20 protein-coding genes and 1 tRNA gene are annotated in these 24,238 nt (G+C 39.4%); 10 read left to right on the top strand and 11 right to left on the bottom strand.

All coding sequences use genetic code 11. The annotated features are described in order from the left end of the window. Window positions 1-121: 121 nt before the first annotated feature. Window positions 122-2,647 carry a penicillin-binding protein PBP1a gene (ponA, locus tag AC1M87_RS06320; protein ID WP_481586733.1) on the top strand — a complete coding sequence of 842 codons (2,526 nt, stop codon included), beginning with the start codon at window positions 122-124 and terminating at the stop codon, window positions 2,645-2,647. Window positions 2,648-2,679: 32 nt separating this feature from the next. On the opposite strand, the gene AC1M87_RS06315 is transcribed toward ponA, so the two are convergent. The 9 genes from AC1M87_RS06315 to AC1M87_RS06275 form a co-directional block, all read right to left on the bottom strand. Then, complete coding sequence (locus AC1M87_RS06315) at window positions 2,680-3,489, bottom strand: putative RNA methyltransferase (protein WP_481593249.1); 810 nt, start codon at window positions 3,487-3,489, stop codon at window positions 2,680-2,682. Between the two features lie 71 nt (window positions 3,490-3,560). Further along, window positions 3,561-4,679 carry a phospho-N-acetylmuramoyl-pentapeptide-transferase gene (gene mraY / locus AC1M87_RS06310; RefSeq protein WP_092767279.1) on the bottom strand — a complete coding sequence of 373 codons (1,119 nt, stop codon included), beginning with the start codon at window positions 4,677-4,679 and terminating at the stop codon, window positions 3,561-3,563. Beyond that, window positions 4,680-6,083, bottom strand: coding sequence for a UDP-N-acetylmuramoyl-tripeptide--D-alanyl-D-alanine ligase (locus AC1M87_RS06305; RefSeq protein ID WP_481593248.1), 1,404 nt, complete (start codon window positions 6,081-6,083; stop codon window positions 4,680-4,682). It abuts the gene before it with no gap. Window positions 6,084-6,092: 9 nt separating this feature from the next. Beyond that, complete coding sequence (locus AC1M87_RS06300; RefSeq protein ID WP_481593247.1) at window positions 6,093-7,589, bottom strand: UDP-N-acetylmuramoyl-L-alanyl-D-glutamate--2,6-diaminopimelate ligase; 1,497 nt, start codon at window positions 7,587-7,589, stop codon at window positions 6,093-6,095. 7 nt (window positions 7,590-7,596) lie between these two features. Further along, entirely contained in the window at window positions 7,597-9,426 is a 1,830-nt protein-coding gene (gene ftsI / locus AC1M87_RS06295) for a penicillin-binding protein PBP3 (RefSeq protein ID WP_481593246.1), read from the bottom strand. Window positions 9,427-9,435: 9 nt separating this feature from the next. Further along, window positions 9,436-9,780: a cell division protein FtsL gene (ftsL, locus tag AC1M87_RS06290; protein WP_035263955.1), complete on the bottom strand. Its 345-nt coding sequence runs from the start codon at window positions 9,778-9,780 to the stop codon at window positions 9,436-9,438. Next, entirely contained in the window at window positions 9,780-10,703 is a 924-nt protein-coding gene (gene rsmH, locus AC1M87_RS06285; protein ID WP_481590426.1) for a 16S rRNA (cytosine(1402)-N(4))-methyltransferase RsmH, read from the bottom strand. Before rsmH ends, ftsL begins: the two co-directional genes overlap by 1 nt. 184 nt (window positions 10,704-10,887) lie before the next feature. Next, on the bottom strand, window positions 10,888-11,904 hold the full coding sequence (locus AC1M87_RS06280; protein WP_481589159.1) for a sulfate ABC transporter substrate-binding protein: 1,017 nt from the start codon (window positions 11,902-11,904) through the stop codon (window positions 10,888-10,890). Between the two features lie 239 nt (window positions 11,905-12,143). Continuing rightward, on the bottom strand, window positions 12,144-13,118 hold the full coding sequence (locus tag AC1M87_RS06275; protein WP_481591513.1) for a sulfate ABC transporter substrate-binding protein: 975 nt from the start codon (window positions 13,116-13,118) through the stop codon (window positions 12,144-12,146). A gap of 404 nt (window positions 13,119-13,522) precedes the next feature. On the opposite strand from AC1M87_RS06275, the gene AC1M87_RS06270 reads away from it, so the two are divergent. The 5 genes from AC1M87_RS06270 to AC1M87_RS06250 all read left to right on the top strand — a co-directional run bounded on the left by AC1M87_RS06270 (window position 13,523) and on the right by AC1M87_RS06250 (window position 16,574). Beyond that, window positions 13,523-13,837: a DUF4179 domain-containing protein gene (locus AC1M87_RS06270; RefSeq protein ID WP_481593245.1), complete on the top strand. Its 315-nt coding sequence runs from the start codon at window positions 13,523-13,525 to the stop codon at window positions 13,835-13,837. 127 nt (window positions 13,838-13,964) lie between these two features. Then, window positions 13,965-15,473, top strand: coding sequence for a glutamate--tRNA ligase (gene gltX / locus AC1M87_RS06265; protein ID WP_481589160.1), 1,509 nt, complete (start codon window positions 13,965-13,967; stop codon window positions 15,471-15,473). A gap of 114 nt (window positions 15,474-15,587) precedes the next feature. After that, a tRNA-Glu gene (locus tag AC1M87_RS06260) sits at window positions 15,588-15,663 on the top strand. Window positions 15,664-15,768: 105 nt separating this feature from the next. Beyond that, complete coding sequence (locus AC1M87_RS06255) at window positions 15,769-16,110, top strand: zinc-ribbon domain-containing protein (protein ID WP_481593244.1); 342 nt, start codon at window positions 15,769-15,771, stop codon at window positions 16,108-16,110. A 158-nt stretch (window positions 16,111-16,268) separates the two neighbouring features. After that, window positions 16,269-16,574: an SEL1-like repeat protein gene (locus tag AC1M87_RS06250; protein WP_051586493.1), complete on the top strand. Its 306-nt coding sequence runs from the start codon at window positions 16,269-16,271 to the stop codon at window positions 16,572-16,574. 51 nt (window positions 16,575-16,625) lie between these two features. Here the strand turns inward: AC1M87_RS06250 and ettA are convergent, their stop codons facing one another. Next, window positions 16,626-18,287, bottom strand: a complete 1,662-nt coding sequence (gene ettA, locus AC1M87_RS06245) for an energy-dependent translational throttle protein EttA (RefSeq protein WP_481593243.1) — start codon at window positions 18,285-18,287, stop codon at window positions 16,626-16,628. A 298-nt stretch (window positions 18,288-18,585) separates the two neighbouring features. Here ettA and AC1M87_RS06240 point away from each other — a divergent pair, with 298 nt between their 5' ends. From AC1M87_RS06240 to AC1M87_RS06225, 4 genes are all read left to right on the top strand, one after another. After that, window positions 18,586-19,863, top strand: coding sequence for an O-acetylhomoserine aminocarboxypropyltransferase/cysteine synthase family protein (locus AC1M87_RS06240; RefSeq protein WP_035263942.1), 1,278 nt, complete (start codon window positions 18,586-18,588; stop codon window positions 19,861-19,863). A gap of 241 nt (window positions 19,864-20,104) precedes the next feature. Further along, window positions 20,105-20,992 (top strand): SDR family NAD(P)-dependent oxidoreductase, encoded by an 888-nt coding sequence (locus tag AC1M87_RS06235; RefSeq protein WP_179998874.1) that lies wholly within the window; start codon window positions 20,105-20,107, stop codon window positions 20,990-20,992. A gap of 116 nt (window positions 20,993-21,108) precedes the next feature. Then, on the top strand, window positions 21,109-21,408 hold the full coding sequence (locus tag AC1M87_RS06230) for a hypothetical protein (protein ID WP_035263939.1): 300 nt from the start codon (window positions 21,109-21,111) through the stop codon (window positions 21,406-21,408). Window positions 21,409-21,521: 113 nt separating this feature from the next. Next, window positions 21,522-21,839 carry a hypothetical protein gene (locus AC1M87_RS06225; protein ID WP_092767300.1) on the top strand — a complete coding sequence of 106 codons (318 nt, stop codon included), beginning with the start codon at window positions 21,522-21,524 and terminating at the stop codon, window positions 21,837-21,839. 58 nt (window positions 21,840-21,897) lie between these two features. Here the strand turns inward: AC1M87_RS06225 and AC1M87_RS06220 are convergent, their stop codons facing one another. Continuing rightward, window positions 21,898-24,093, bottom strand: coding sequence for a bifunctional SulP family inorganic anion transporter/carbonic anhydrase (locus AC1M87_RS06220; protein WP_481593242.1), 2,196 nt, complete (start codon window positions 24,091-24,093; stop codon window positions 21,898-21,900). Window positions 24,094-24,238: the final 145 nt, after the last annotated feature.

Genomic DNA, 24,238 nt, shown 5'->3' with positions numbered 1-24,238 from the left:
ACTAACTACACTTGGTCTAATTTTTTTGCGGATATAATAACTCAACTAACATTCTGTTAAATGAGAAGCTATACTGACCTTCTATTAGTTTGCCTTTAGCACCTATTAAAACTTACTTGTTATGAAAAAGCTATCTTGTTGTGGACAGATTCACCCTTTTTTTTTGCTGATTATCATTATCTTAGTCACAATTCCAATGGGCTTTTATGGAATGTATCTCTATATTGCACCATCTTTGCCAGAGATGACTGCTTTTAAGAAGGCTCCATTATTAAAACCGCTGCAAGTTTATACAGCAGATAACCAATTAATCGCAGAATATGGTGGCAAACTTTCTGTTCCAGTTGAATATGAGCAAATCCCACAAGATTTTATTCATGCTTTTTTAGCTGCAGAAGACTCTTCTTTTTTTGAGCATAGCGGTATTAGTTTTAAAAGTTTAGGACGCGCAGTCAGTGAATCGATCACGGGTTCTGACATTCAAACTGGTGGTTCTACAATTACCATGCAGGTGGCTAAAAACTATTATTTAACACCAGAACGAACTCTCAAGCGCAAACTCACCGAAATTTTCTTAGCACGTAAAATTGAACAAAAATTATCAAAAGAAGAAATTCTAACTCTCTACGTCAATAAAATTTTCCTCGGTAAAAATGCCTATGGTATTGCCGCAGCAGCAAAAATTTATTACAACAAGAATTTAGACGATCTTTCAATTGCCCAAATGGCAATGATTGCAGGATTACCTAAAGCACCCTCTAAGTATAATCCTGTGGCCAATCCTGAACGTGCGTTAGAACGTCGCAATTGGATTTTAGGTCGTATGCTACAGTTGGGTTATATCAGTCAAATTGAATATGAAGATGCAGTATCAGAGCCTATCGCTTTGGACATGCCTGATCGCGGTATTAACAATAAATTCCCTTATGTCGGTGAAATGGTTCGTTCTGAACTCGTCAAAAAATTTGGCGATCTCGCGATCGATTCAGGATATAAGGTTTACACCACTATTGATTACAATCGTCAAGCCTTTGCCGAAGAAGCAGTTCGTGTTGGTTTAGAAAGTTATGACCGTCGTCATGGATGGCGTGGTCCAGAAGCCCATGACAAACCCTTAAAAGACTTTGTACCATTTGCAAACACCTACCCTGCTGAAGTCACTAAAGTTTTAAGTAATTCTTTTGAAGCAACTTTACAAGATGGTTCATCAGTCACTGTTCCTTGGTCTGGCATGTCTTGGGCGAGACGCTATCGCAATGCCAATAGTGTGGGTGGTGCACCGAGCAATGCCTCACAAATTGTAAAAGTCAAAGATATTGTTCGTCTACGTCCAAATCAAAATCGTAGTATGTGGTCCTTGGTACAGGTGCCTCGTGTACAAGGTCAGTTAATTGCACTTAACCCAAATGATGGTTCCATTGTCGCGATCGTTGGTGGATATAATTTTTATCAATCGAAATTTAACCGTGCACTGCAAGGTTGGCGTCAACCTGGCTCTATTATCAAACCATTTGTCTACTCGCTTGCACTTGAACGAGGTATGACGCCGCATACCATGGTTAGTGATAATCCCATTACCATTGGTAAATGGTCACCACGCAATTCTGATGGGCGCTATCTGGGGATGATTCCATTACGTCGGGCTTTATATTTGTCACGTAATACTGTCTCTGTTCGCCTTTTACAAACAGTCGGTCTAGAACGTACTCGCCAATTGTTTATGGATTTTGGTTTGCAGGAAGATCAGATTCCACGTAACTACACGATTGCATTAGGAACACCTCAAGTACTCCCTGTGCAAATGGCAACAGGCTATGCCGCAATTGCCAATGGCGGTTTCCGCGTGCAACCTCACTTCATTAGCCGTATTGAGGATGCTTACGGCAAAGTGATTTATCAAGCCAATCCAGAATACGCATGTATTTCATGTATTAAATCTCAGAAGCAAGATACAACCTCTGCTGAAGCAACAACACCAGACGACGAAATTATTGAAGTTACCAATCAGTCTTTAGAGGATAAGCAACCCACTTTAACTGATGAAGAGCGTAGCCAATATCGTCAAGCACATCGAATTTTAAAATCCAGCTCAGCATTTGATATGGCGAATATTTTACGAGACGTAATTCAGCATGGTACTGGTCGCGCAGCATTAAAAATTGGTCGTGGTGATTTAGGAGGTAAAACAGGAACAACTAATGATGCAAAAGATGCTTGGTTCGCTGGCTTTAACGGCAATTTAGTCGCAGTTTCATGGGTAGGTTTCGACCAACCAACTACACTAGGTCGTCGTGAATATGGGGGTATCGCTGCTCTTCCAATTTGGAGTGACTTTATGGAGAAGTCTCTTGCCAATACACCATATGCTTGGGTAAGTTTAGATAAAAATGCAAAAGCTCCTTTAACTCGAGAACAACGTGGTCGTGTACATACATTAAACCATGAGCAAAAAGATAAAACTCCACCTTTAGCTCGTCCAATTTATCGCCCTGCTCCAGTGGTAGCACCAACGAATGATCGCGATTTTGATGATCTACCAGATAACGATCAACCGTTAACGCCGACGTCGTCGACACCACCGGATATGAATTCAACACCACAAGTTAAACGAGATTCAATCGAAAATTTGATTAATCAAGTTCAATAACCAAAATAAAGCCCTCTAAAAGAGGGCTTCTTTTAACTTTTCTTTTTTAAAATATAGATCTGAAACTCTGCACTCAGTTCAAATTTTTCAACTTGCTCTAATTGGTCACGCCGTTCAGGTTTGGCCTTATAAGCATATGGCGTCATTGCGATAAGACACTTTAGGTCATTTTGGTTCAACACCAATGGTGCCTGAATTAAGCTTTCATCAATTAACTCAAAGTGCTCGCTCAACTGTGCTACAAATTTATGTGGCTCATGTGCCTTTACTTCTTCAAATAGTGCTTCTCGCATTTTATATAAATGTTGTGGACCTGGGGTAACAACCATTAAATACCCCGATGGTTTTAATACACGTAATATTTCCGCCTCGGGAATAGGACTAAATAAACTGGTACATAAATCGATAGTCTCGCTTAAAACAGGCAACACAGCCCCCGTACCCACAACCCAAGTGACATTTTGATTTAATTTTGCTGCTACCTGAACTGCAGTTTTAGCAATATCCACCCCCACAACTTGTATCGCTTCAGCTTCCATTGCATTGGTGTAATATCCTTCACCGCAACCAATATCTAAAAGATTTTCAATACGTAATTCTCGGATTTTAGCAACGACAGCTTGCTGTAATGGCGCATAAAATCCCGCTGATAAAAACGACCGTCTAGCTTGAACAGACTCAGGGGTATCCCCTGGATTTTTACTATGTTTATGCTGTACGACATGCAAATTCACATAACCTTGCTTTGCAATATCGTAACTATGATTATTACTCTTGCAGCGCCATGTTTTCCCCTCAAGTGCCAATGCCTCGCGACAAACAGGACACATCAACAGATTCATCATTTTCTCCAAAAAATTTTAGCGATGAAAAAAAGTCGGCATAAGCCGACTTGATCTCATTTGATTCTTGCTTAGCGCAATTTTAAGGTCATTAGACCTAAAACTACTAGCATAATTGTGATAATCCAGAAACGGATGACCACCTGTGTTTCACGCCATCCTTTCTTTTCATAGTGATGATGTAACGGCGCCATAAGGAAAACACGTTTATTTCGCATACGAAGCGAACCGATTTGTAAGAATACAGAGACTGCTTCGACTACAAATACACCCGCCATAATTGCAAATACAATTTCCTGACGTACCATCACCGCAATAGTTCCCAGCATCGCTCCAAGCGACAAGGCACCAACATCCCCCATAAATACTTGTGCAGGATGCGCGTTATACCAAAGGAATGCTAAACCTGCACCTATCATTGCAGCACAAATAACAACGAGTTCAGATGAATATTTCACATAGGGAATATGTAAATAATTTGCAAAACGAACATCACCCGCCAGATAAGCAAATACCCCTAAGCCCGCCGCAACCAATACAATTGGCATAATTGCAAGACCATCTAAACCGTCAGTCAGGTTAACCGCATTAGACGCACCATTAATCACTAAATAAGTAAATATAATAAAGCCGATCCCTAAAGGGATTACCGATAAAGGAATTGTAAGATCTTTAAAGAAAGGGATCAGCAAATCCAACATATTCGCAGTGTGTACAGGATTAGTTTGCTGAGTCGCAATTACGTAGAGTGATATCCCTGCACCTAGAGAAGCGACAGATGTCCAAAAAAACTTCTTACGTGCTGGCAAACCTGCATTGTCTTTATAACGGATTTTAATCCAGTCATCAGCCCAACCTACGGCACCAAATATCACCATCACGCCAAGCACAATCCAAACATAAGGGTTTGAAAGGTCTGCCCAAAGTAAAGTTGAAATCCCAATAGAAAGCAAAATAAGGAGACCACCCATGGTTGGTGTTCCCATTTTTTTGGCATGGTTTTCCGGAGCGAAAGAACTTACCGCTTGGCCATATTTTAAAGCTTGTAACTTACGGATCATAACAGGACCAAGAACTAGGCCTATCGTGAGTGCTGTCAAGACACTGAGCAGCGCACGTAATGTTAAATAACGAACCACTTGGAACGAGCTGTGATAGCCGGAAAGTTGTTCAAATAACCATAACAGCATTTAGAGTTTCTCCATCAAATCTGCCATCAACGTTTCCATATGGGTATAACGAGAACCTTTGAATAAGAAACTCATTTTTTGCGGTTGATGTGTTTCGATTAGACTAATTAAAAATGGTAGAGCTTGCTCTTGATTGAGGAAAGCTTGTAACTTTTTCCCGTACTGAGTACTACGTGCGCCTTCCTGTGTTGCTGGTGCAAACTCACCAACAGCAACGACAAAGTTGAGTCCGCGAATCGAAACCAAATCTCGCCCGAGTAAATAATGTTGTTGAGCAGCAGTCGGACCTAACTCACCAATATCCCCAATCACCATGACACGAATACCTTCTTGCTGTGCAAGCACTTCACCCGCTGCACGCATCGACGTCGGATTGGCATTGTATGTATCATCGATAAATAAAAAATCATTTTTTTGAATAAAATTCAAACGCCCCTTTGCACCCACAGCTTGTTCTAAACCCGTGACAATATCATCCAAGCTGATATTTAATGACAATGCAAATGCAGCAGCTGCCAAAGCATTTTGAACATTATGCTCACCAGCAAAAGGTAAATCCACGGGTTGGACACCTACAGGCGTATGCAATTTAAATTGTGCACTTTGTGGATTCAGCTGAATATCTGAAGCATAGACATCGCCACCTTCTCCAAAACTTAAGATTTTTATTGTTTTTACACTTTGACGGATCTGGTCTATATAATCATCAGCTGCTGGCACGATCGAAGTTTCTGAAACATGACTATAGATTTCAGATTTAGCTTTACAAATTCCGTCACGCCCACCGAACTCACCAAGATGAGCTGTACCAATATTAATAATACCCGCAACATGAGGTTGAACGAGCTTCGAGGTATAGTCAATTTCTCCTTGATGACTTGCTCCGAGCTCCATCACTGCATATTCATGATCTGGTCGAAGCTCCAATAGCATCATAGGCACACCCAGATCATTATTGAGATTACCTCGCGTGATCAATGTCGGTGCTTTGCGAGCAAGAATACTACCAAGCATTTCTTTAGTCGTGGTTTTGCCGCTACTACCAGTCAGTGCGATAACTTTTAATTGCGCATGTTGAGCGCGACGAAATGCACCAAGCATACCTAATGCTAATCTCGTATCTGTTACCACCAACTGACAAATATCAATGTCTAAAGGCCGCTCAACAATCGCAATCTGACAGCCTCTTTCAGCCACTTGTTGAACAAACTCATGCGCATCAAAACGCTCACCTTTCAGGGCTAAAAAAGCATCCCCCGACTCCGCATGACGTGAGTCTGTCAAAATACGCTTTACTTCTCCAGTCGGTTTTTTATCATTCAACCAATACCCTTGAGTTGCAGCAACAAGATCAGACAAAGTCCATGGGTCAAGTGTCGCAGTACTTGTAGTAGATGTGTGCATAATGATTCCTTAGTCTGCTGGATAAGATGCTGGCTCAGTCGCATGCTGACCTTTAATGGCTGCTTGGACTTCTACCACATCATCAAACCAATGACGAACACCATCAATCTCTTGATAATTTTCGTGGCCTTTGCCTGCAATCACAACAATGTCACCTGCTTTTGCTGTTTTCACTACAAACTTAATCGCTTCACGACGATCATGAATTTCATGAACCTCTCTGTTCGAAAATTCAATTCCAGCCTTCATGTCAGCAAAAATTTGTTCTGGGTTTTCAGTACGTGGATTATCTGAGGTAAGCAATACAACATCTGCATGATCTAAAGCAGCCTGTGTCATTAATGGTCGTTTACCGCGATCACGATCACCACCGCACCCAAACACAGCCCATAATTGCTGTGAAACATGACGTTTTAATGTTTGAAGAACCTGAATTAATGCATCAGGAGTGTGCGCATAATCCACGACAAACAAACGATCTTGATCACGCAATACTTGCATACGCCCTGGCGCGCCTTTTAGCTGAGGAACTAAAGCGACTAACTGAGATAAATCTAAACCTGCCTGTTCAACAGAGATTAAGCTCGCAACCACATTTTCAATATTAAAATGACCCAATAACGGACTATGCACTAAATAGCTTTGGGTCTTGGTCACCAATTTAAAATGAACACCGTCTAAACTATATTGAATCTTTTCAACACGGTAATCCGCGGGTCGAGTGGTGGAGTAAGTCAAAATTTTAGGTTTTGCTGAATTTTGCTCCGCCGCTTTAAGCATGATATTTGCGTAAGCATCATCGATATTGATGATTGCAACTTTAAGACTCTCAAACTGAAATAAGCGTGATTTAGCTTCTGCATAGGCCTCTAAAGTCTTGTGATAATCCAAATGATCGCGACTTAAATTACTGTAAGCTGCAATTTCAATTGCCGTTCCATTGAGACGCCCCTGTTCAAGACCATGGGAGCTTGCTTCAATAGCAGCAAACTCAGCTCCCTGCTGAACATAAGTATGCAATTGATTTTGCATATGCAACGCATCTAACGTGGTATGTGTAGATGCTTCAAGGTGAGGTAAAATCCCATTCCCTGTCGTCCCCATCACCGCGCATGGGTGTTTGCTTAACACCAATAGCTCTGCAACAAGCCTTGAAATGGTCGTTTTACCATTGGTTCCCGTGACAGCCAATACTCGAAGTGGATTTACTGGCTGTGTCTGTTGCAAATAATCTTTCTGCCATTGTCCCATGAGCATACGCACATTCGGAACGATTAAACTTGGCGTTAAACCTAAATCTTGTTCTGAAATAATAGCCAAAGCACCAAGATCCAGTGCCTTCTGTGCATATTCTGCAGTTTTTTCAGGTTGAGAAAGACTGGTCAAAGCAATAAACACTTGTCCCGCTTCAACTTTATGACTATCCAACTGGAAGCCATTAAATGCTTGTTGCATCCATTCTGCTGGATGATCTACAGCGTAGATTTGTTGAAATGTAATCGACATTCATCACCTATGGAATGGATTTTGGAGTATCTAAGGGTTTATCCAACGGTACGTTTAATAGTCTCAGCGATTCCTGCATTACTTTTGCGAAAACAGGTGCTGATACAGTTCCACCATAATATGTGCCTTTTGGATTTTCGACCACGACGACCATCGCCAAACGTGGATCACTTACAGGTGCAACACCTGCAAATAAAGCTCGATATTCATTGGTCGAATAACCTTTACGGTCAGCACGTAATTTGTGTGCTGTACCCGTTTTACCTGCAACACGATAACCTGGTATTTGAGCACGAGTCGCTGTACCGCCTGGTAATGTTGCTGTCTCCATCATTAACAAGACTTGATCCGCAATTTTAGGATCAAGCATTTGTTCACCTTCAGGAGCTTCATCCAACTTGTACAAACTTAAAGGAACTTTCTTCCCTTTATTTGCCAGCATGGCATAAGCGTCTGCCAATTGCAGTACCGTGGCATTGAGACCATATCCATAGGACATGGTTGCAACTTCTGAAATATTCCATTTACTTGGCGGTAAGATCAGACCTGGACTTTCACCAGGGAATTTAACAGCCGAACGCTGTCCAAAACCAAGACGCTTATAGAACGTTGGTAAAGTCGGATAAGGCAAAGATAAGGCAATTTTCGCTACACCTACGTTGGAGGATTTTTGAATAATGCCACCTAAAGTAAGCGCTCCATAATTATGCGTATCACGAATTGTATGATTACCGACACGCATCGACCCTGGGGTGGTATTAACGACTGAGTTTGCAGTGTACTTACCACTTTCAAGCGCCATCGCCACCGTTAATGGTTTCATCGTCGAACCTGGTTCAAACGAGTCAACTGCACCGCGATTTCGCATTGCATCTTTATTGGATAAACTTTTTTTATCATTCGGGTTATACGACGGCCAACTGGTCATCGCTAGAATTTCACCGGTTTTGACATCGACCGCAATTGCTGTAGCAGAACGTGCATTATTTGCCACACCTACCGCGGTAAGCTCTCGATACATAATGTATTGCAATCGAGAATCAATACTGAGTGTAATATTTTCCCCAGCTTCAACTTCTTTAATAACTTCTGGAACTTGAACACGGTTACCATGCTTATCACGTACAATTTTCTGTTCGCCATTGACCCCTGCAAGCCGCTTATTCAGCTGCATCTCCAAACCTTCAATCCCTGTTCCCTCGGTATTGGTTAAACCAATGATTTGAGAGTTGGGTTGTGGTTGTGGGTAATAACGTTTATATGATTTTTCAGAATATACGCCAGCAAAATTGCGTTGTGCTAACAGAGCCGCTTGAGCAGGTGGTACTTCTTTTTTCAATACTAAATAACGTGAACGAGCTCGATCTTGAACACGCTTTTTGAGGTCAGCTCGATCCAACCCAACTGCATCTGCTAGCTCATCTAAATTCAGGTTTTCCTGTGGTAACTGATTTTTTAATTTACGACTGGTTGGATTCTTTTTTAACTCTTCAGTGATTTCATCAAAAGTTGCTTTAGTTTCAAAATAATGTTGAGGATCAATCACCACCTTCATAATCGGTGTGCTAATTGCTAATGGCACACCATTACGGTCGCTAATAACCCCTCGCATCGCACTTAATTTTTCAGTACGTAAAATTTTTGCGTTGGCTTTATTTTGCAAAAAGTCTTTGTTCACAATTTGAACATAAAAGGCACGTGCAACCAATACCACAAAAAATGTCAGGACTAAGCCCCACATTAAATAGAAACGCCACATATCTACAGCAACGGTTCTTTTCTGTGTAATGGGCTGCTGTTTTTTACGTGTTTGTTTTGTTTTGATTTTATCAACCATTCAGCGTGCCTATTGATTTTTCGCGGTTTCAGCAGGAAGTGAAATCACCACAGTCTGTGATGTTGGTGGTGAATACATACGTAATTGTGTCACTGCACGTGTCCCAATCTGTGCAGTCGCTCCAAATGTCTGTTGCTCAATAAGTAGACGACCCCATTCAGCATTGATGTCTTCAAGCTCACGCATATGCGTATTGAATTCACGAAAATCTTGACGATAAGAATAGACCTGATAGACCACCATAAATGCGCTCACCATGACCATAGCGGTTAAAATGCTATAGATCAGTATTTTTTTACGCACCAAGGGCGTTGCTACAGGTTCCTGTTGTTCTACGTCTTTTTCCTTTTTCATTATTCGCCTTTAAAATTTATACGCTCTGCAACTCGCAACCAAGCACTTCTAGAACGCGGATTTTGTTTCACTTCTTCTTCACTCGCGCGTACGCGATCAATTTTTTTCAAACGACGAGTTTCTTTAGGTTTCTGAGGTAAGCCCCAACCATCATCCTCAGCTAAAGTCGACTCTTTTTGAATAAATTGTTTAATAATTCGATCTTCTAAGGAATGGAAACTGATGACCGCTAATCGACCTCCATTATGAAGCATCTCCAGCGCTTCAGGTAAAAAAGCATGCACATCTTCTAATTCTTTATTGATTTCAATTCGAATTGCTTGAAATGTACGTGTCGCAGCATGCTTATTTTTTTCCCATTTCGGATGGGCAACTTTTACAATTTCAGCCAATTGACCTGTAGTCTCAATATAACCTGCTGCTTTAATCGCTTTCGCAATGCGGCGGCTATATCGTTCTTCGCCATACTGAAAAATAATATTCGCTAAATGCTCTTCATCTACTTCCACCAACCATTGCGCTGCAGTTAGGCCCTGAGAGTTGTCCATTCGCATATCCAGTGGACCATCTTTCATAAAGCTAAAACCACGTTCGGCCTGATCAAGCTGTGGTGATGACACACCCAAATCTGCCATAACACCATCGACAGTTTCAACACCGCGTTGATTTAGGGCTGTTTTAATATCTGCAAAACTTGCATGAATAATGGTAAATCTTGGATCTTCTTGTTCTAACTGAGCAGCCACAGCCAAAGCCTGCGGATCTTTATCAAAGGCATAGACACGAGAATGTTCATCTAATTTAGACAAGAGAAGTCGAGTATGACCTCCTCGACCAAAGGTGCCATCTACATAAATCCCTGTATTACGCCCACCCAATAGGGCATCTACAGTTTCATGAAGTAATACAGAAATATGCGACATAATAACGTTTCAGAACATCTAAAAATTTAACTGCACATTATTACCTTGTTTTAATAAAGCTCCAAACGACTTTTTGTAGGTAAATTTTACTTTCTATAGGCAAAACCGTTTCATTCACTGGAATGTTCAAATAAAAAAGCCTCACTTGGAGGCTTTTTTATTAATTTTCAATTACTTCAGTATATTAACGACGACTGTTATAAATCTGATCAAAAATCGCACCATTCACAAAATGTGCTTGTTGTGCTTTTGCCCAACCACCGAAAACCTCATCAATGGTGAATGTTTTTAACTTAGGAAATTGTTTTGAGTATTTTGCTAACACTTCAGCATTACGCGGACGATAGAAATGCTTAGCAGCCATCTCCTGACCTAATGGTGAATATAAATAGTTGATATAGCCAGTTGCCAACCATTTATTGCCATTTTTATCTACAGTACGATCAACGATGGCAACAGAAGGCTCTGTCAAAATAGAAATAGATGGATAAACAATATCAAACTGATCTTTGCCCAAGGCTTTTTGAGTGACCAGTGCTTCATTTTCCCAAGTGAGCAACACATCGCCAATTTTACGCTCAGCAAATGTCGTCATAGAAGCGCGCGCCGCAGAGTCCATCACTTTGACGTTATGGTACATCTTGCCAACAAAGTCTTTTGCTTTCGCTTCATTACCACCTGGTTGTTTGAGTGCATAACCCCAAGCTGATAAATATACCCAGCGTGGTAGTCCACCTGTTTTAGGGTTTGGTGTTATGATTTCTACACCCGGCTTAACAAGATCTTGCCAATCCTGAATTTTTTTAGGGTTACCTTTACGCACCATAAAAACAATGGTTGATGTATAAGGTGCAGAGTTATAAGGGAACTCTTTTTGCCATCCTTTATTGATTTGACCCGATTTCACGATCTCTTCAATATCATTTGCCAAAGCCAAAGTGACAACGTCGCCTTTCAAGCCATCAACCACAGAGCGTGCTTGTTTACCTGAGCCACCATGAGATTGTTTAAAGTTGACTTTCACTCCAGTTCTTGACTGCCAATATTGACCAAATGACTGATTAAACTCATCATAAAATTCACGAGTCGCATCATAAGATACATTCAGGAAATCACGTTGTGCTGCTTGAGAAGATACGCTGAACGATAAACCTGTTGCGAGTAAGCCCGCTGTAAGCAAGGCTTTAAATTGAGTTTTCATAGTCAAAAAATCTAGATATACATAATTAATCTAAATATATGAAATAAAATCATATTCATCAATTTAATTTGGACATGTGATTTACGTTATATTGCTACCATTTTTCTTTCAAGATTATGAATTAATTCATAAATCATCTTAAATACAGTCTATATTCAAATATATAGTATTTTATGGATTTCTTATAATTAAAAATGGATAGCATATCGCTATCCATTCACATAAGTTCTAAAAATAGATTATTTTTCTGCTGAAATTTGGTCGTAAATAGCGCCATTTACAAAGTGCGTTTGCTGCGCTTTCGCCCAACCACCAAATACTTTATCGATGGTAAATAATTGTACCTTTGGAAATTTAGTACTGTATTTAGCTGCGATTTTTTCATTACGTGGTCGAAAATTATGTTTAGCAGCTAATTCCTGCCCCAAAGGTGAATACAGATAGTTAAGATATCCTTTTGCGAGATTACGATTCCCATTTCTATCTACGGTTTTATCTACGATGGCAACAGAAGGCTCAGCTAGAATTGAAATGGATGGATAAATAATTTCAAATTTATCTTGCCCCAAACCTTGCGTCGCTAAGAGCGCTTCATTTTCCCAAGACAGTAAAACATCACCAATTCCACGTTCAGCAAAAGTCGTGAGTGATCCACGGGCTCCTGAATCTAACACTTTGACATTTTTGTATAATCGTTTGACTAACTCACGAGCTTTGGCATCATTTCCGGCAGGCTGTTTAAGTGCATAGCCCCATGCAGATAAATAAATCCATCGTGGCGCACCACCTGTTTTTGGGTTCGGGGTAATGATCTCAACACCTGGTTTGACTAAATCATTCCAGTCTTTGATATTTTTTGGATTGCCCTTTTTTACTAAAAAAACAATGGTAGATGTATAGGGTGCTGAATTATTGGGAAATTCTTTTTGCCAATTTTTATTGATATAACCTGCTTTTACAATTTCTTCAATATCATTTGCAAGTGCCAAGGTCACAACATCTGCTTGTAATCCTGTTGCTACAGCACGTGCTTGTTTCCCAGATCCACCATGAGATTGCTTAAATTGCACGTCTTGACCAGTACGTTTTTTCCAAAACTCACCGAAACTTTGGTTATATTCTTGATAAAATTCGCGAGTGGGATCATAAGAAACATTTAAAAATGATGTATTCGCCTGTGCAGTCATACTGAACAACAATGCCCCAATACTCATTGTGCCCAATAATTTATTGAAAAAGTGCTTATTCATTAAAATCTCTTTTTTATTACATTTATGAATTGCACTATATTTTTTATTTACTTCAGTCACAATGTATTCAATAGACGAATTAAATCATTGTAAATATCTAAATTTTATATACATTTTCTTCATATGAATTGCATTTTTATCACTTATACTCTCTTTAAAATTTACCGCATAACATCATATCTTCACCGAATCTCCATATTTTATTGATAAAAAGAGGCAAAATTTATTTCAGCTACAGGTTGAGTAACTTAAGGATTGTTGAATAAAAATTGTAAGAAAGTGTGATGCATTTGTACTTTTGTGAATTTTATGTTTAAAATGTAAACCTAATTACTCTTACAATAAATTCAAAATAGGGGAAAATTGAAATGAATTTGTGCTATTTACAAGCGTTCAGCTTAACTTTATGTGTTTTTGGTATGAGCCAGACACATGCAGCAGCGTTACAAAACCCTGCTAAATCACTACAAAACTCTAGTGTTGCTGAAAAGTCTTTAACACCTATCGAACGCGCATTGACTCAACAAAAACGTGAACGTGCTGAGAACAAACCTTCTTCAGAGATGGATCAGATTAAAGTGATCACCTCTATTAAGAATGCTCCAACGCAAAACTTTCTAGCATCGCAACACCAACAGTTTTCGCGTTTTTTACAAAGTTTATTTCCTCAGCACACATCTTAAGCACCATTTTTCTCAATCTCCCCAATTGAGCCAAATTTAGCCCAGTCCGATTTAATGAATTAATCATTAAGCCACTGGGCTTTTTGCTATAATAAAACCAATTTTTATTTGATAACTTTTTCTGGCTATGACAGTTCGTACTCGTATTGCACCATCTCCTACAGGTTTCCCCCATGTAGGTACTGCTTATATCGCATTATTTAACCTATGCTTTGCTCAACAGCATGGCGGTGAATTTATCTTACGTATTGAAGATACAGACCAACTCCGTTCAACACCTGAATCAGAAAAAATGATTCTCGATTCATTGCGCTGGTTAGGTTTAAATTGGTCAGAAGGTCCAGATGTGGGTGGCCCTCATGCGCCATATCGTCAATCTGAACGTATGGATATTTATAAAAAATATGCGTTAGAACTGGTTGAAAAAGGTCATGCATTCTATTGTTTTGCCACTGCTGAAGAATTAGATCAAATGCGTGCAGAACAACAAGCACGTGGTGAATCTCCTCGTTATGATGGTCGTGGTCTAAAACATACGCCAGAAGAAGTTGAAAGACGTTTAGCGGCTGGCGAACCGCATGTTATTCGCATGAAAGTACCTGAAGAAGGGATTTGTAAATTTAATGACTTACTGCGTGGTGAAGTAGAAATCCCATGGGCACAAGTTGATATGCAAATTCTGCTGAAAACCGATGGCCTACCAACTTACCACTTAGCAAACGTTGTTGATGACCATTTAATGGAAATCACTCACGTGATTCGTGGTGAAGAATGGATTCCATCTGCTCCTAAACACCAATTGCTTTATCAATATTTTGGTTGGGAAATGCCTGTGCTTTGCCACATGCCACTTTTACGTAACCCTGATAAATCAAAACTATCTAAACGTAAAAACCCAACTTCAATCAATTACTACAAAGATATCGGTGTATTACCAGAAGCATTATTAAACTATTTGGGTCGTATGGGTTGGTCAATGCCAGATGAACGCGAAAAGTTCAATTTGGCTGAGATGATCGAGAATTTTGACATCCAACGTGTATCGCTTGGGGGTCCAATTTTCGATGTAGAAAAACTCAATTGGTTAAACGGGCAATGGATCAAAGCACTTAGCCCTGCTGAGCTTTTAGATACTTTATTGGCGTGGAAGGCAGATCGTGCCAAGTTAGAAGAAATTGCAGCGGCAATTCAACCACGTATTAACCTATTGTCTGAAGCAGTGAATTGGTCAGCACATTATTTTAATCACTTCCCTACACTGTCTAAAGCACAATTCGAAAGTAAAAAGTTATCTGAAGAGCAAGTTCGTCAAAGCCTACAATTTGCAATTTGGCGCTTAGAAAGCTTATTTACTTGGAATAATGACACTGTTAGCCAAACGCTAATGGATTTAGCTGCACAAATGGAAATTAAATTACGTGACTTTATGCCTGCGTTCTTTATTGCCATTGCGGGTTCTACTGCTTCAACGCCAGTGATGCAAACCATGGTGACCATTGGTCCTGATTTGACTTTTGCTCGCCTGCGTCATGCACTCGAAATCGTTGGCGGTCCAAGTAAAAAAGAGCTTAAAGTATGGGAAAAATTGAATGAAAGCTTAAAATTGCCGAAAAATGATGCAGTTGATGAAGCTTAATTAAATTTTTTATTGACGCATGAGTGTTATATCCCTAATATAGCGCTCACACAGATTGAGCACTTAGCTTGATACCTAGATTGCTTTTATAGCATTAACTGTGTTGCCTCATAAGTCCCTATCGTCTAGAGGCCTAGGACATCGCCCTTTCACGGCGGTAACCGGGGTTCGAATCCCCGTAGGGACGCCAAATTCTAAAAAACCACTGACCTCGATCAGTGGTTTTTTTTCATCTATACATTTTTGATTTTAGTTTCGATGTTATAGAATTAAGCAAAAGAAATACGGAGCGCTCATGCAGTACCAATGCCCTAAATGTCAAAGTCGTAAAATTCTTCCTTTAGCAAGTGCCAATGCACCTGCTGTACGACCAAATGTTCCTAAAAGCTTAATTATCCTCGTACCCACTCTATTTTTACTCCTATTATTGGTCATTATTAGCCTTGTATTGATGATTTTTAGTAATGGTGCTGGTGAGACACTTCAAATTGCAACTGTGATCGTATTTTTAATTGCAGTGATAGCGGGTGTGATGTTCTGGAAAGATTTACCAGATTTCAAAATTTCGATGCAAGCCTTCATGCAATCTCAAAAGAAATGGAAATGCCGTGAATGTAATCACGAATGGGAAAATTAATTGTTTATTTTCATCAGTCCTAAAAGCTCATTTGAGCTTTTAGGACTTAAAATTAAATAAATTTAAATTTTATATATGAGTAGTAGACAAAACCTTCAAAAGAGCATAATTTAATGAAATAGATCTCATTTTTGCATGGATAAGCAAGGAGAACCATAATGATAATAAAACTATTTCAATCACTATTCTTTGATCTAAAACGTACTCGAACGGCTAATTTATCCAATCTCGAGCCATCCACATCCTTAAACCCTCGAAATCAAATGTGGTTATACCTACGTGATGCATTACGTGGGAATGCTGAAGCACAATATCAATTAGGTCTGAGTTACTTAAATGGTGAACTAGGTTTGGATCGAAATTATCAAATTGCTGAAAAATGGCTGAACCAATCAGCGAATGCTGGAAATGAAAATGCAAAAAGAACTCTACTTCAAGCTTATAGTCTTTTAGCATTTTCATAAAATTAATTCATAAAAAAACCAGCCTGAAGGCTGGTTTTTTATTAGATGGAATTAACCACCAATTTTGCGATATTTTTGGCGCTTAGCCACTAGATCATCGCCATCGCGTTTACGACGGTATTCTTCGAACTCAGCATAGTTTCCTGTGAAGAATTCTGGTGTTTCACCTTCGAATGACAAGATGTGCGTTGCAATACGGTCTAGGAACCAACGGTCATGCGAGATGACCATTACAGTACCTGGGAATACTAAAATTGCATCCTCAAGCGCACGTAAAGTTTCGATATCCAAGTCGTTCGATGGTTCATCGAGAAGGATAACGTTTGCGCCCATTTGTAGAATTTTCGCAAGTTGTAAACGGTTACGCTCACCACCTGACAATTGACCTACACGCTTCTGCTGATCTTGGCCTTTAAAGTTAAAACGACCAATATATGCACGTGATGCGATTTCATATTCACCAATACGTAAGATATCTAAACCGCCAGAAACTTCTTCCCAAACCGTTTTATTGTTATCTAAGGTGTCACGAATCTGACCCACGTAAGCCACTTTAACTGACTCACCTAGCGTTACCGTACCTGTATCAGGTTGTAATTCACCTGTCATCATACGGAATAGTGTGGTTTTACCCGCACCGTTCTCACCCACGATACCCACGATCGCACAAGGTGGAACAACAAAAGATAAATCTTTGTAAAGCGTACGATCACCAAACGATTTGCTGATACCTTCAACTTCCACAACCTTGTTCCCTAGACGTGGACCAGGTGGAATGTAGATTTCAGACGTTTCGTTACGTTGTTGGAATTCACGAGAGTTAAGCTCTTCAAAGCGTTCCATACGTGCTTTATTTTTCTTTTGCTGACCTTTTGCATTAGAACGAACCCATTCAAGTTCTTTTTTCAATGCTTTAGCAAAAGATTCTTCTTGCTTCTGTTCTTGCTCTAAGCGGGCATTTTTCTGCTCTAACCAAGAAGAATAATTACCTTGATAAGGGATACCCATACCACGGTCAAGCTCAAGAATCCACTCAGCAACGTTATCCAAGAAATAACGGTCATGCGTAATCGCAACGATTGTACCAGGGAAATCTTTTAAGAAACGTTCCAACCATGAAACAGATGATGCATCCAAATGGTTCGTCGGTTCGTCAAGAAGCAACATGTCTGGTTTAGACAAGAGCAAACGGCAAAGTGCCACACGACGGCGCTCACCACCTGACAATTTAATGACATCAGCATCCCAAGCTGGCAAGTTTAAAGCTGCCGCTGCTTGTTCAAGCTGGTTATTTAAGTTATGCGCATCCCAAGTTTGAATAATTGCTTCAAGCTTTTCTTGCTCTTTTGCAAGTGCATCAAAGTCGGCATCTTCAGCTGCATATTCAGCGAAAACTTCATCAAGACGAGCTAATGCATCAAGTGCTTCACGAACGCCATCTTCAACGTTGCCACGAACGTCTTTTGTTTCATCTAATGGCGGCTCTTGCTCAAGGTAGCCGATCTTGATACCTGGTTGTGCACGAGCTTCACCAGAGAAATCTTTATCTACGCCAGCCATAATACGAAGCAAGGTAGATTTACCTGCACCGTTTAAACCAAGAACACCAATTTTAGCGCCCGGGAAAAATGATAAAGAGATGTCTTTAAGGATTTCGCGCTTAGGCGGAACCATCTTAGAGACACGGTTCATCGTGTAAATATATTGGGCCACGTAGGACTCCTCTATAAAAAAAACAAAATCCGCTGTAAATACAAATCGCGGACAAATAATTAGGGAGCATTATACGATGAATACGATAAAAACATAAGCCATACGCCCGAACTTGCAAGGAATGTTACAAGATTATTTTTTCATCAAATTCACCATTCAAAGTGCACAAGAATATGGCTTTTAAATGAGCAACATATGAGAATTTTAGATAACTTTTTCAATATTTTATAAATTTTATAATATGATTAGGGTGCTATATTCTCATTGAACAATTTTTAAACCACAAGAAGATCTCAAAATGACATATAAGGACGAAACCCTCGCCATCCATGCTGGATACTCACCTGAACCAACGACTAAAGCAGTTGCGGTACCCATTTATCAAACGACGTCTTACTCATTTGATAATACGCAACATGGCGCAGACCTATTCGATTTAAAGGTCTCTGGGAATATTTATACACGGATTATGAACCCAACGACTGCTGTGCTTGAACAACGTATTGCAGCACTCGAAGGTGGGATCGGCGCATTAGCACTTGCATCAGGTATGGCAGCCATTACCTATGCCATTCAAACCATTGCTGAAGCTGGGGACAATATCGCTTCTGTATCTACACTTTATGGTGGTACATATAATTTATTTGCACATACGCTACCAAAACAAGGGATCGAAGTGCGCTTCTTCGATTATCAAAATCCAGAAAGTTTGCGAGCACTTGTTGATGAAAAAACTAAATTAGTCTTCGTTGAGTCTATTGGTAATCCTCTCGGCAATATTATTGATTTAGAAGCGATTTCTAAGCTTGCACATGAACTTGGCATTCCTGTGATTGTGGACAATACGGTTGCTACACCAGTGCTTCAAAAATCTTTTGAATTTGGGGCAGATATTGTTGTTCACTCTCTAACCAAGTACATCGGTGGACATGGTAATTCGATCGGCGGTATCATTGTTGACAGCGGTAAATTCCCTTGGGGTAAATATCCAGATCGTTTTAAAGCGTTAAATACGCCCGATCCAAGCTATCACGGCGTGAACTATGTCGAAGCGCTTGGTGAAGCAGCTTATATTGCACGTGCTCGTGTCGTGCCATTACGCAACACAGGTGCAGCGATTAGCCCACAAAATGTTTTCTTAATCCTACAAGGTTTAGAAACATTAAGTCTACGTATGGAACGTCATACTGAAAATGCTTTAAAAGTTGCTCAATATTTACAAGCTCATCCAAAAGTAAAATGGGTAAATTACGCAGGACTACCTGATCACCCGCAACATGCTTTAGCTCAGAAATACGTTAAGGGCAAACCTTCAGCAATTCTTTCATTTGGTGTACAGGATGGCTTAGCAGGCGGAACTCGCTTTATAGATGCACTACAATTATTCACACGATTGGTGAATATCGGTGATGCAAAAAGCTTAGCATGTCACCCAGCAACTACAACGCATCGCCAACTGAATGAAGAAGAGTTAAAAGCTGCTGGCGTTTCTACGGATATGGTTCGCTTATCTATTGGAATCGAACATGCTGACGATTTAATCGCCGACCTAGAACAAGCGCTCGCTCAAGTTTAATCTTGGTAATACATTAGAAATAAAGCCTCATGACTGGGGCTTTATCCTCATTTACCATATCGTCTTTTTCAATTATTTTATTCGTATTACCACAATAAAAAATTAGAGCATTTACTCTAACTTTTACAATAAATTCATAAACTTATGCCATGGTTTATTTTCATTTTTCCACTATGCTGATTTGTATGACACGTTTAAAAATACGTGTTCCACAATTCATTGCATTTACAGGGAGAATGAAGTGAATAAAAAATTAGAACAGCGTTTTAAAAAACGTGTCCATGGAAAAAATATTCTGATTACAGGCGCGTCCAGTGGTATCGGTTTAACTGTTGCACATCAATTGGCTGCGGCAGGTGCGCATGTATTATTGGTGGCACGAACTGAGGAAACTTTACAACAAGTAAAATATGAGATTGAGCAAAAAGGGGGAAAAGCTGACATTTTTCCTTGTGATTTGAATGATATGAGTTCAATCGATGCTGTAACGCAACAAATCTTCAATAGCGTCACACATATTGATATTTTAATTAATAACGCAGGTCGTTCGATTCGCCGTGCAGTCCATGAGTCCATCGACCGTTTTCATGATTTTGAACGCACGATGCAACTCAACTATTTTGGTGCTGTTCGCCTCATTTTAAATGTCCTTCCACATATGATAGACCGTGAACGTGGACATATTATTAATATTAGTTCAATTGGTGTATTAGCCAATGCTACACGCTTCTCTGCATATGTCGCTTCAAAAGCTGCATTGGATGCATTTAGCCGTTGCCTATCAGCTGAAGTCCATGCGCATAATATCGCTATCACCTCGGTCTACATGCCTTTGGTCAGAACGCCGATGATCGCTCCAACTAAAATATATAAATACGTGCCAGCACTTTCACCGAATCAAGCTGCAGATTTAATCGCTGGTGCTATTGTGAACCGTCCAAAAAAGGTAGCGACTGGTCTTGGAAAACTTGCATCAATTACTTATGCGATTGCACCTGATATTAATAATAAATTGATGTCGATTGGATTTAATTTATTTCCAAGCTCTACTGCTTCTGTCGGTCGCCAAGAGAAATTAAACATTGTACAGCGTGCATATGCCCGACTATTTCCTGGCGAACATTGGTGATCGAACAAGTTAATTTAAATACTTTGTGAAATGATCTTGTTACATTTTCACTGTGTGATTTTAATTATTCTTTAAGAATTAAACGCCATGATCAAAACATAAAATAGGAGTTTGTCATGGCTCAAATTTATTTTTTTAGATTATTTTTTCTAGCAGTTGCTGTTTTGATTTTTACTCAAATCATGAGCATGATTATTCAGCAACATTACTCATTCGACACCTTATTACAGCTAGGTTTATTTTTAATTTTGCTTGAGCTGGGATTCAACATAAAACCAGCCGATGCTCAAAATAAAACTGAATTGGATCAACAGCAGATGAATCATGCCAAAGCACCAAAGTCTTATGCATATCATTTGTCAAAAATAGGTTTAGGCACTATTGCATTCAGCTTGATCTTACCGAATCTTATTTAGTGCTAATCATGATTGGGTTCAAATCTAGGCGTAAAAAAAATTTTGAGATCATTCGTTAGGCGGCAGAGTTATGTTATAAACCTTGCATCTTATTGATTTTATGCTTTGTACTTATGCGTGGTTTAGCTTTAGTGCTGCAATGTGCAGCCATCGCATTTGCGATATTCCTCATTTATCAAGTTACTCTCGGTTTTTATACTCAAGAATTTAAAGTTTTAGACGTTGTTGCTGATGTGGGCACTATTCTCATCTGTATCGATCTTGCCGTATTCTTGTGGCATAGCCGCCAAACTAAAGCTGCCAACCTACAAGACTATGCACAAAAGATCGAACAATCAGTTCCAAAATTCGTAAAAATTTCACGAAAATTAGGTCATCTCGGGATTTTATTGATCTTAACCAGCTGGATTGTCCCCATGATTAATGGATAAATTAAAAACCTCCCATTTGGGAGGTTTTTAATATCACTTACTGATGAAATGAGATCATTTAAGATAAAAAGTTGACTTGACCAGATTTCACATCATAGATTGCGCCAACAATCCCAATCTCTTTACGCTCAATCATGTCTCTTAACGTGTCACTATTTTTAATAATATAATTAATATTATTTCGCACATTTAACACAGTTACAGCATCAATAAAATTGGTTGTAAGTTGATAATTACTCATATCATTTTTGACTGTTTCCGCCGCCTGCATAATCGGCTTCAAAAAATGCTGAACGTTCGGTGTATCTTTTAGTTGACTCAAATCCACCTTTTGCTCAAATAAATGACAAGCAGATCCTACCGCACCACAGTCCGTATGCCCCAATACCACGATCAGTTTTGAACCTTTGGTTTTACATGCAAACTCTAAAGAGCCCACGACTTTTTGACCAGCAATATTTCCAGCAATACGCAAACTGAATAAATCACCGATTCCTACATCAAAAATGCGCTCTGTCGGTGCTCTAGAATCCATACAACCCAACACTGCAGCAATAGGATGTTGCCCTGCATTTGACGTAACTTGAATTTGGCGAGCAATATTATGGTGTAAACGCTGATGATTAATAAAACGCAAGTTCCCGTCTTTTAGCATCTGTAAAACTTGATCAGGACTGAGCTGTTTTTGGAGTTCTTGCGTACTCACATCAAGATCGAGCTCGTCCTCTTTTATTTCAGGATAATGTGCTTTAAAACCTTGTAAATTAACTTTTATCCCCTGCTTTACCGCCACTTCACTTTGAAAGTCCTTAATAATTTGATAGATATCTGGATCAATATAATAGGTATTGGATGCATCGATTAGCACATTTTCATGCGGTTTAACTTTTTCTAAAGCGGTGACGAGTGCGGCACGATTTAAAAAACTTAAATTCGGTGCTAATTCAATACGGGTAAGTGAACCATGCAAGTGTTTTTCATGGATCACACGTACACCACGGTGTAAATGACTCTGTAAGATAATCAATAAACTGATCACTAGACCAATCATGATGCCTTTCAGTAAATCAGTTGCAATGATTGCAACTACCGTGACAATAAAAGGTAAAAATTGTTTCCAACCTTGCGCATAAATCCGTTTAAATAGGCTTGGTGTTGCCAATTTAAATCCAGTCAAGATTAAGATTGCTGCCAATGAAGATAGCGGTATCGCATTGATTAATGGGGTGAGCGCCACCACTGCAACAATCAGTAAAAAACCATGAAAGATTGCAGAAAATTTGGTTTTAGCCCCACTGGTTGCATTCACTGAACTACGAACAATGACTGAGGTAATCGGCATACCACCGATCAATCCTGACATAGAGTTTCCAACACCCTGTGCAAATAATTCACGATTCGGTGGTGATGAGCGCTTTTGTGGATCCATCTTATCGGCAGCTTCTAAATTCAATAGTGTTTCAAGAGAAGCTACCACCGCTAATGTAATTGCACCCGTATAAATTAAACTATTATTCCAATACGAAAAATCTGGAAACTGGAAAATCGTTTCTGAACCAGAAAAGATATTCGGAAGATTAATCAATTGTTGAGGGTTTACTGCATATGGAGAGCCGATTTTCAACATGATAAAGTTAAGAAGTCCAGCAAATATCACCACAATCAAGGCTGAAGGCAGCGGCAGTTTTTTTAATTTACTACTATCCCACAGTAGGATTAACGCAATACAACTTAGACCAATTAATCCTGAGCCAATATCAATATGACTCAGTACAGATAGAATTGACCATTGATCAATCAAAACAAAGCCTTTGACATCCAAACCAATCAATTTAGGTAATTGACTGATAATCAGTAGCAGACCAATCGCGGCAAGCAATCCCAAAATCACATTGGTGGGTACGAAATTTGAGAAAACACCTAACCTAAAAATACCAAATAATATTTGTAAAATTCCAGCTAAAAACAATGTGAACAAAAAGGCTTGATAATTACCTTGTAGTAATTCAATTTGGGTCAATACAATCGCCACTAAGCCTGCAGCGGGACCAGATACACTGATATGTGAGCCACTAAAAAAACCAACAACGATTCCACCAATCACGCCAGCAATAATGCCTGAAATGAGTGGTGCACCTGATGCATGAGCTATGCCCAAACAAAGCGGAAGTGCAACAAGGAAAACAACCAGACCTGAGAGCAAATCACGACTATAAAATCGAGGTTTCAGCTCTTTATTTTGAGATATACTCATGTTTAATTTCTCTTAATTATATGACTTATAAAGTTAAAAATAATTTTGAAGTGAATTGATTATTAAGTTTTTCTTATTGTTTTATACCATCTTAAAGTTTACATTTAAAATAAATCACCTTGATGTTCTTCATTTATTTAAAAAC

It is taken from the genome of Acinetobacter sp. 24-47-62, assembly GCF_056779765.1.
This window is presented reverse-complemented; position numbering and strand designations above follow the sequence as displayed.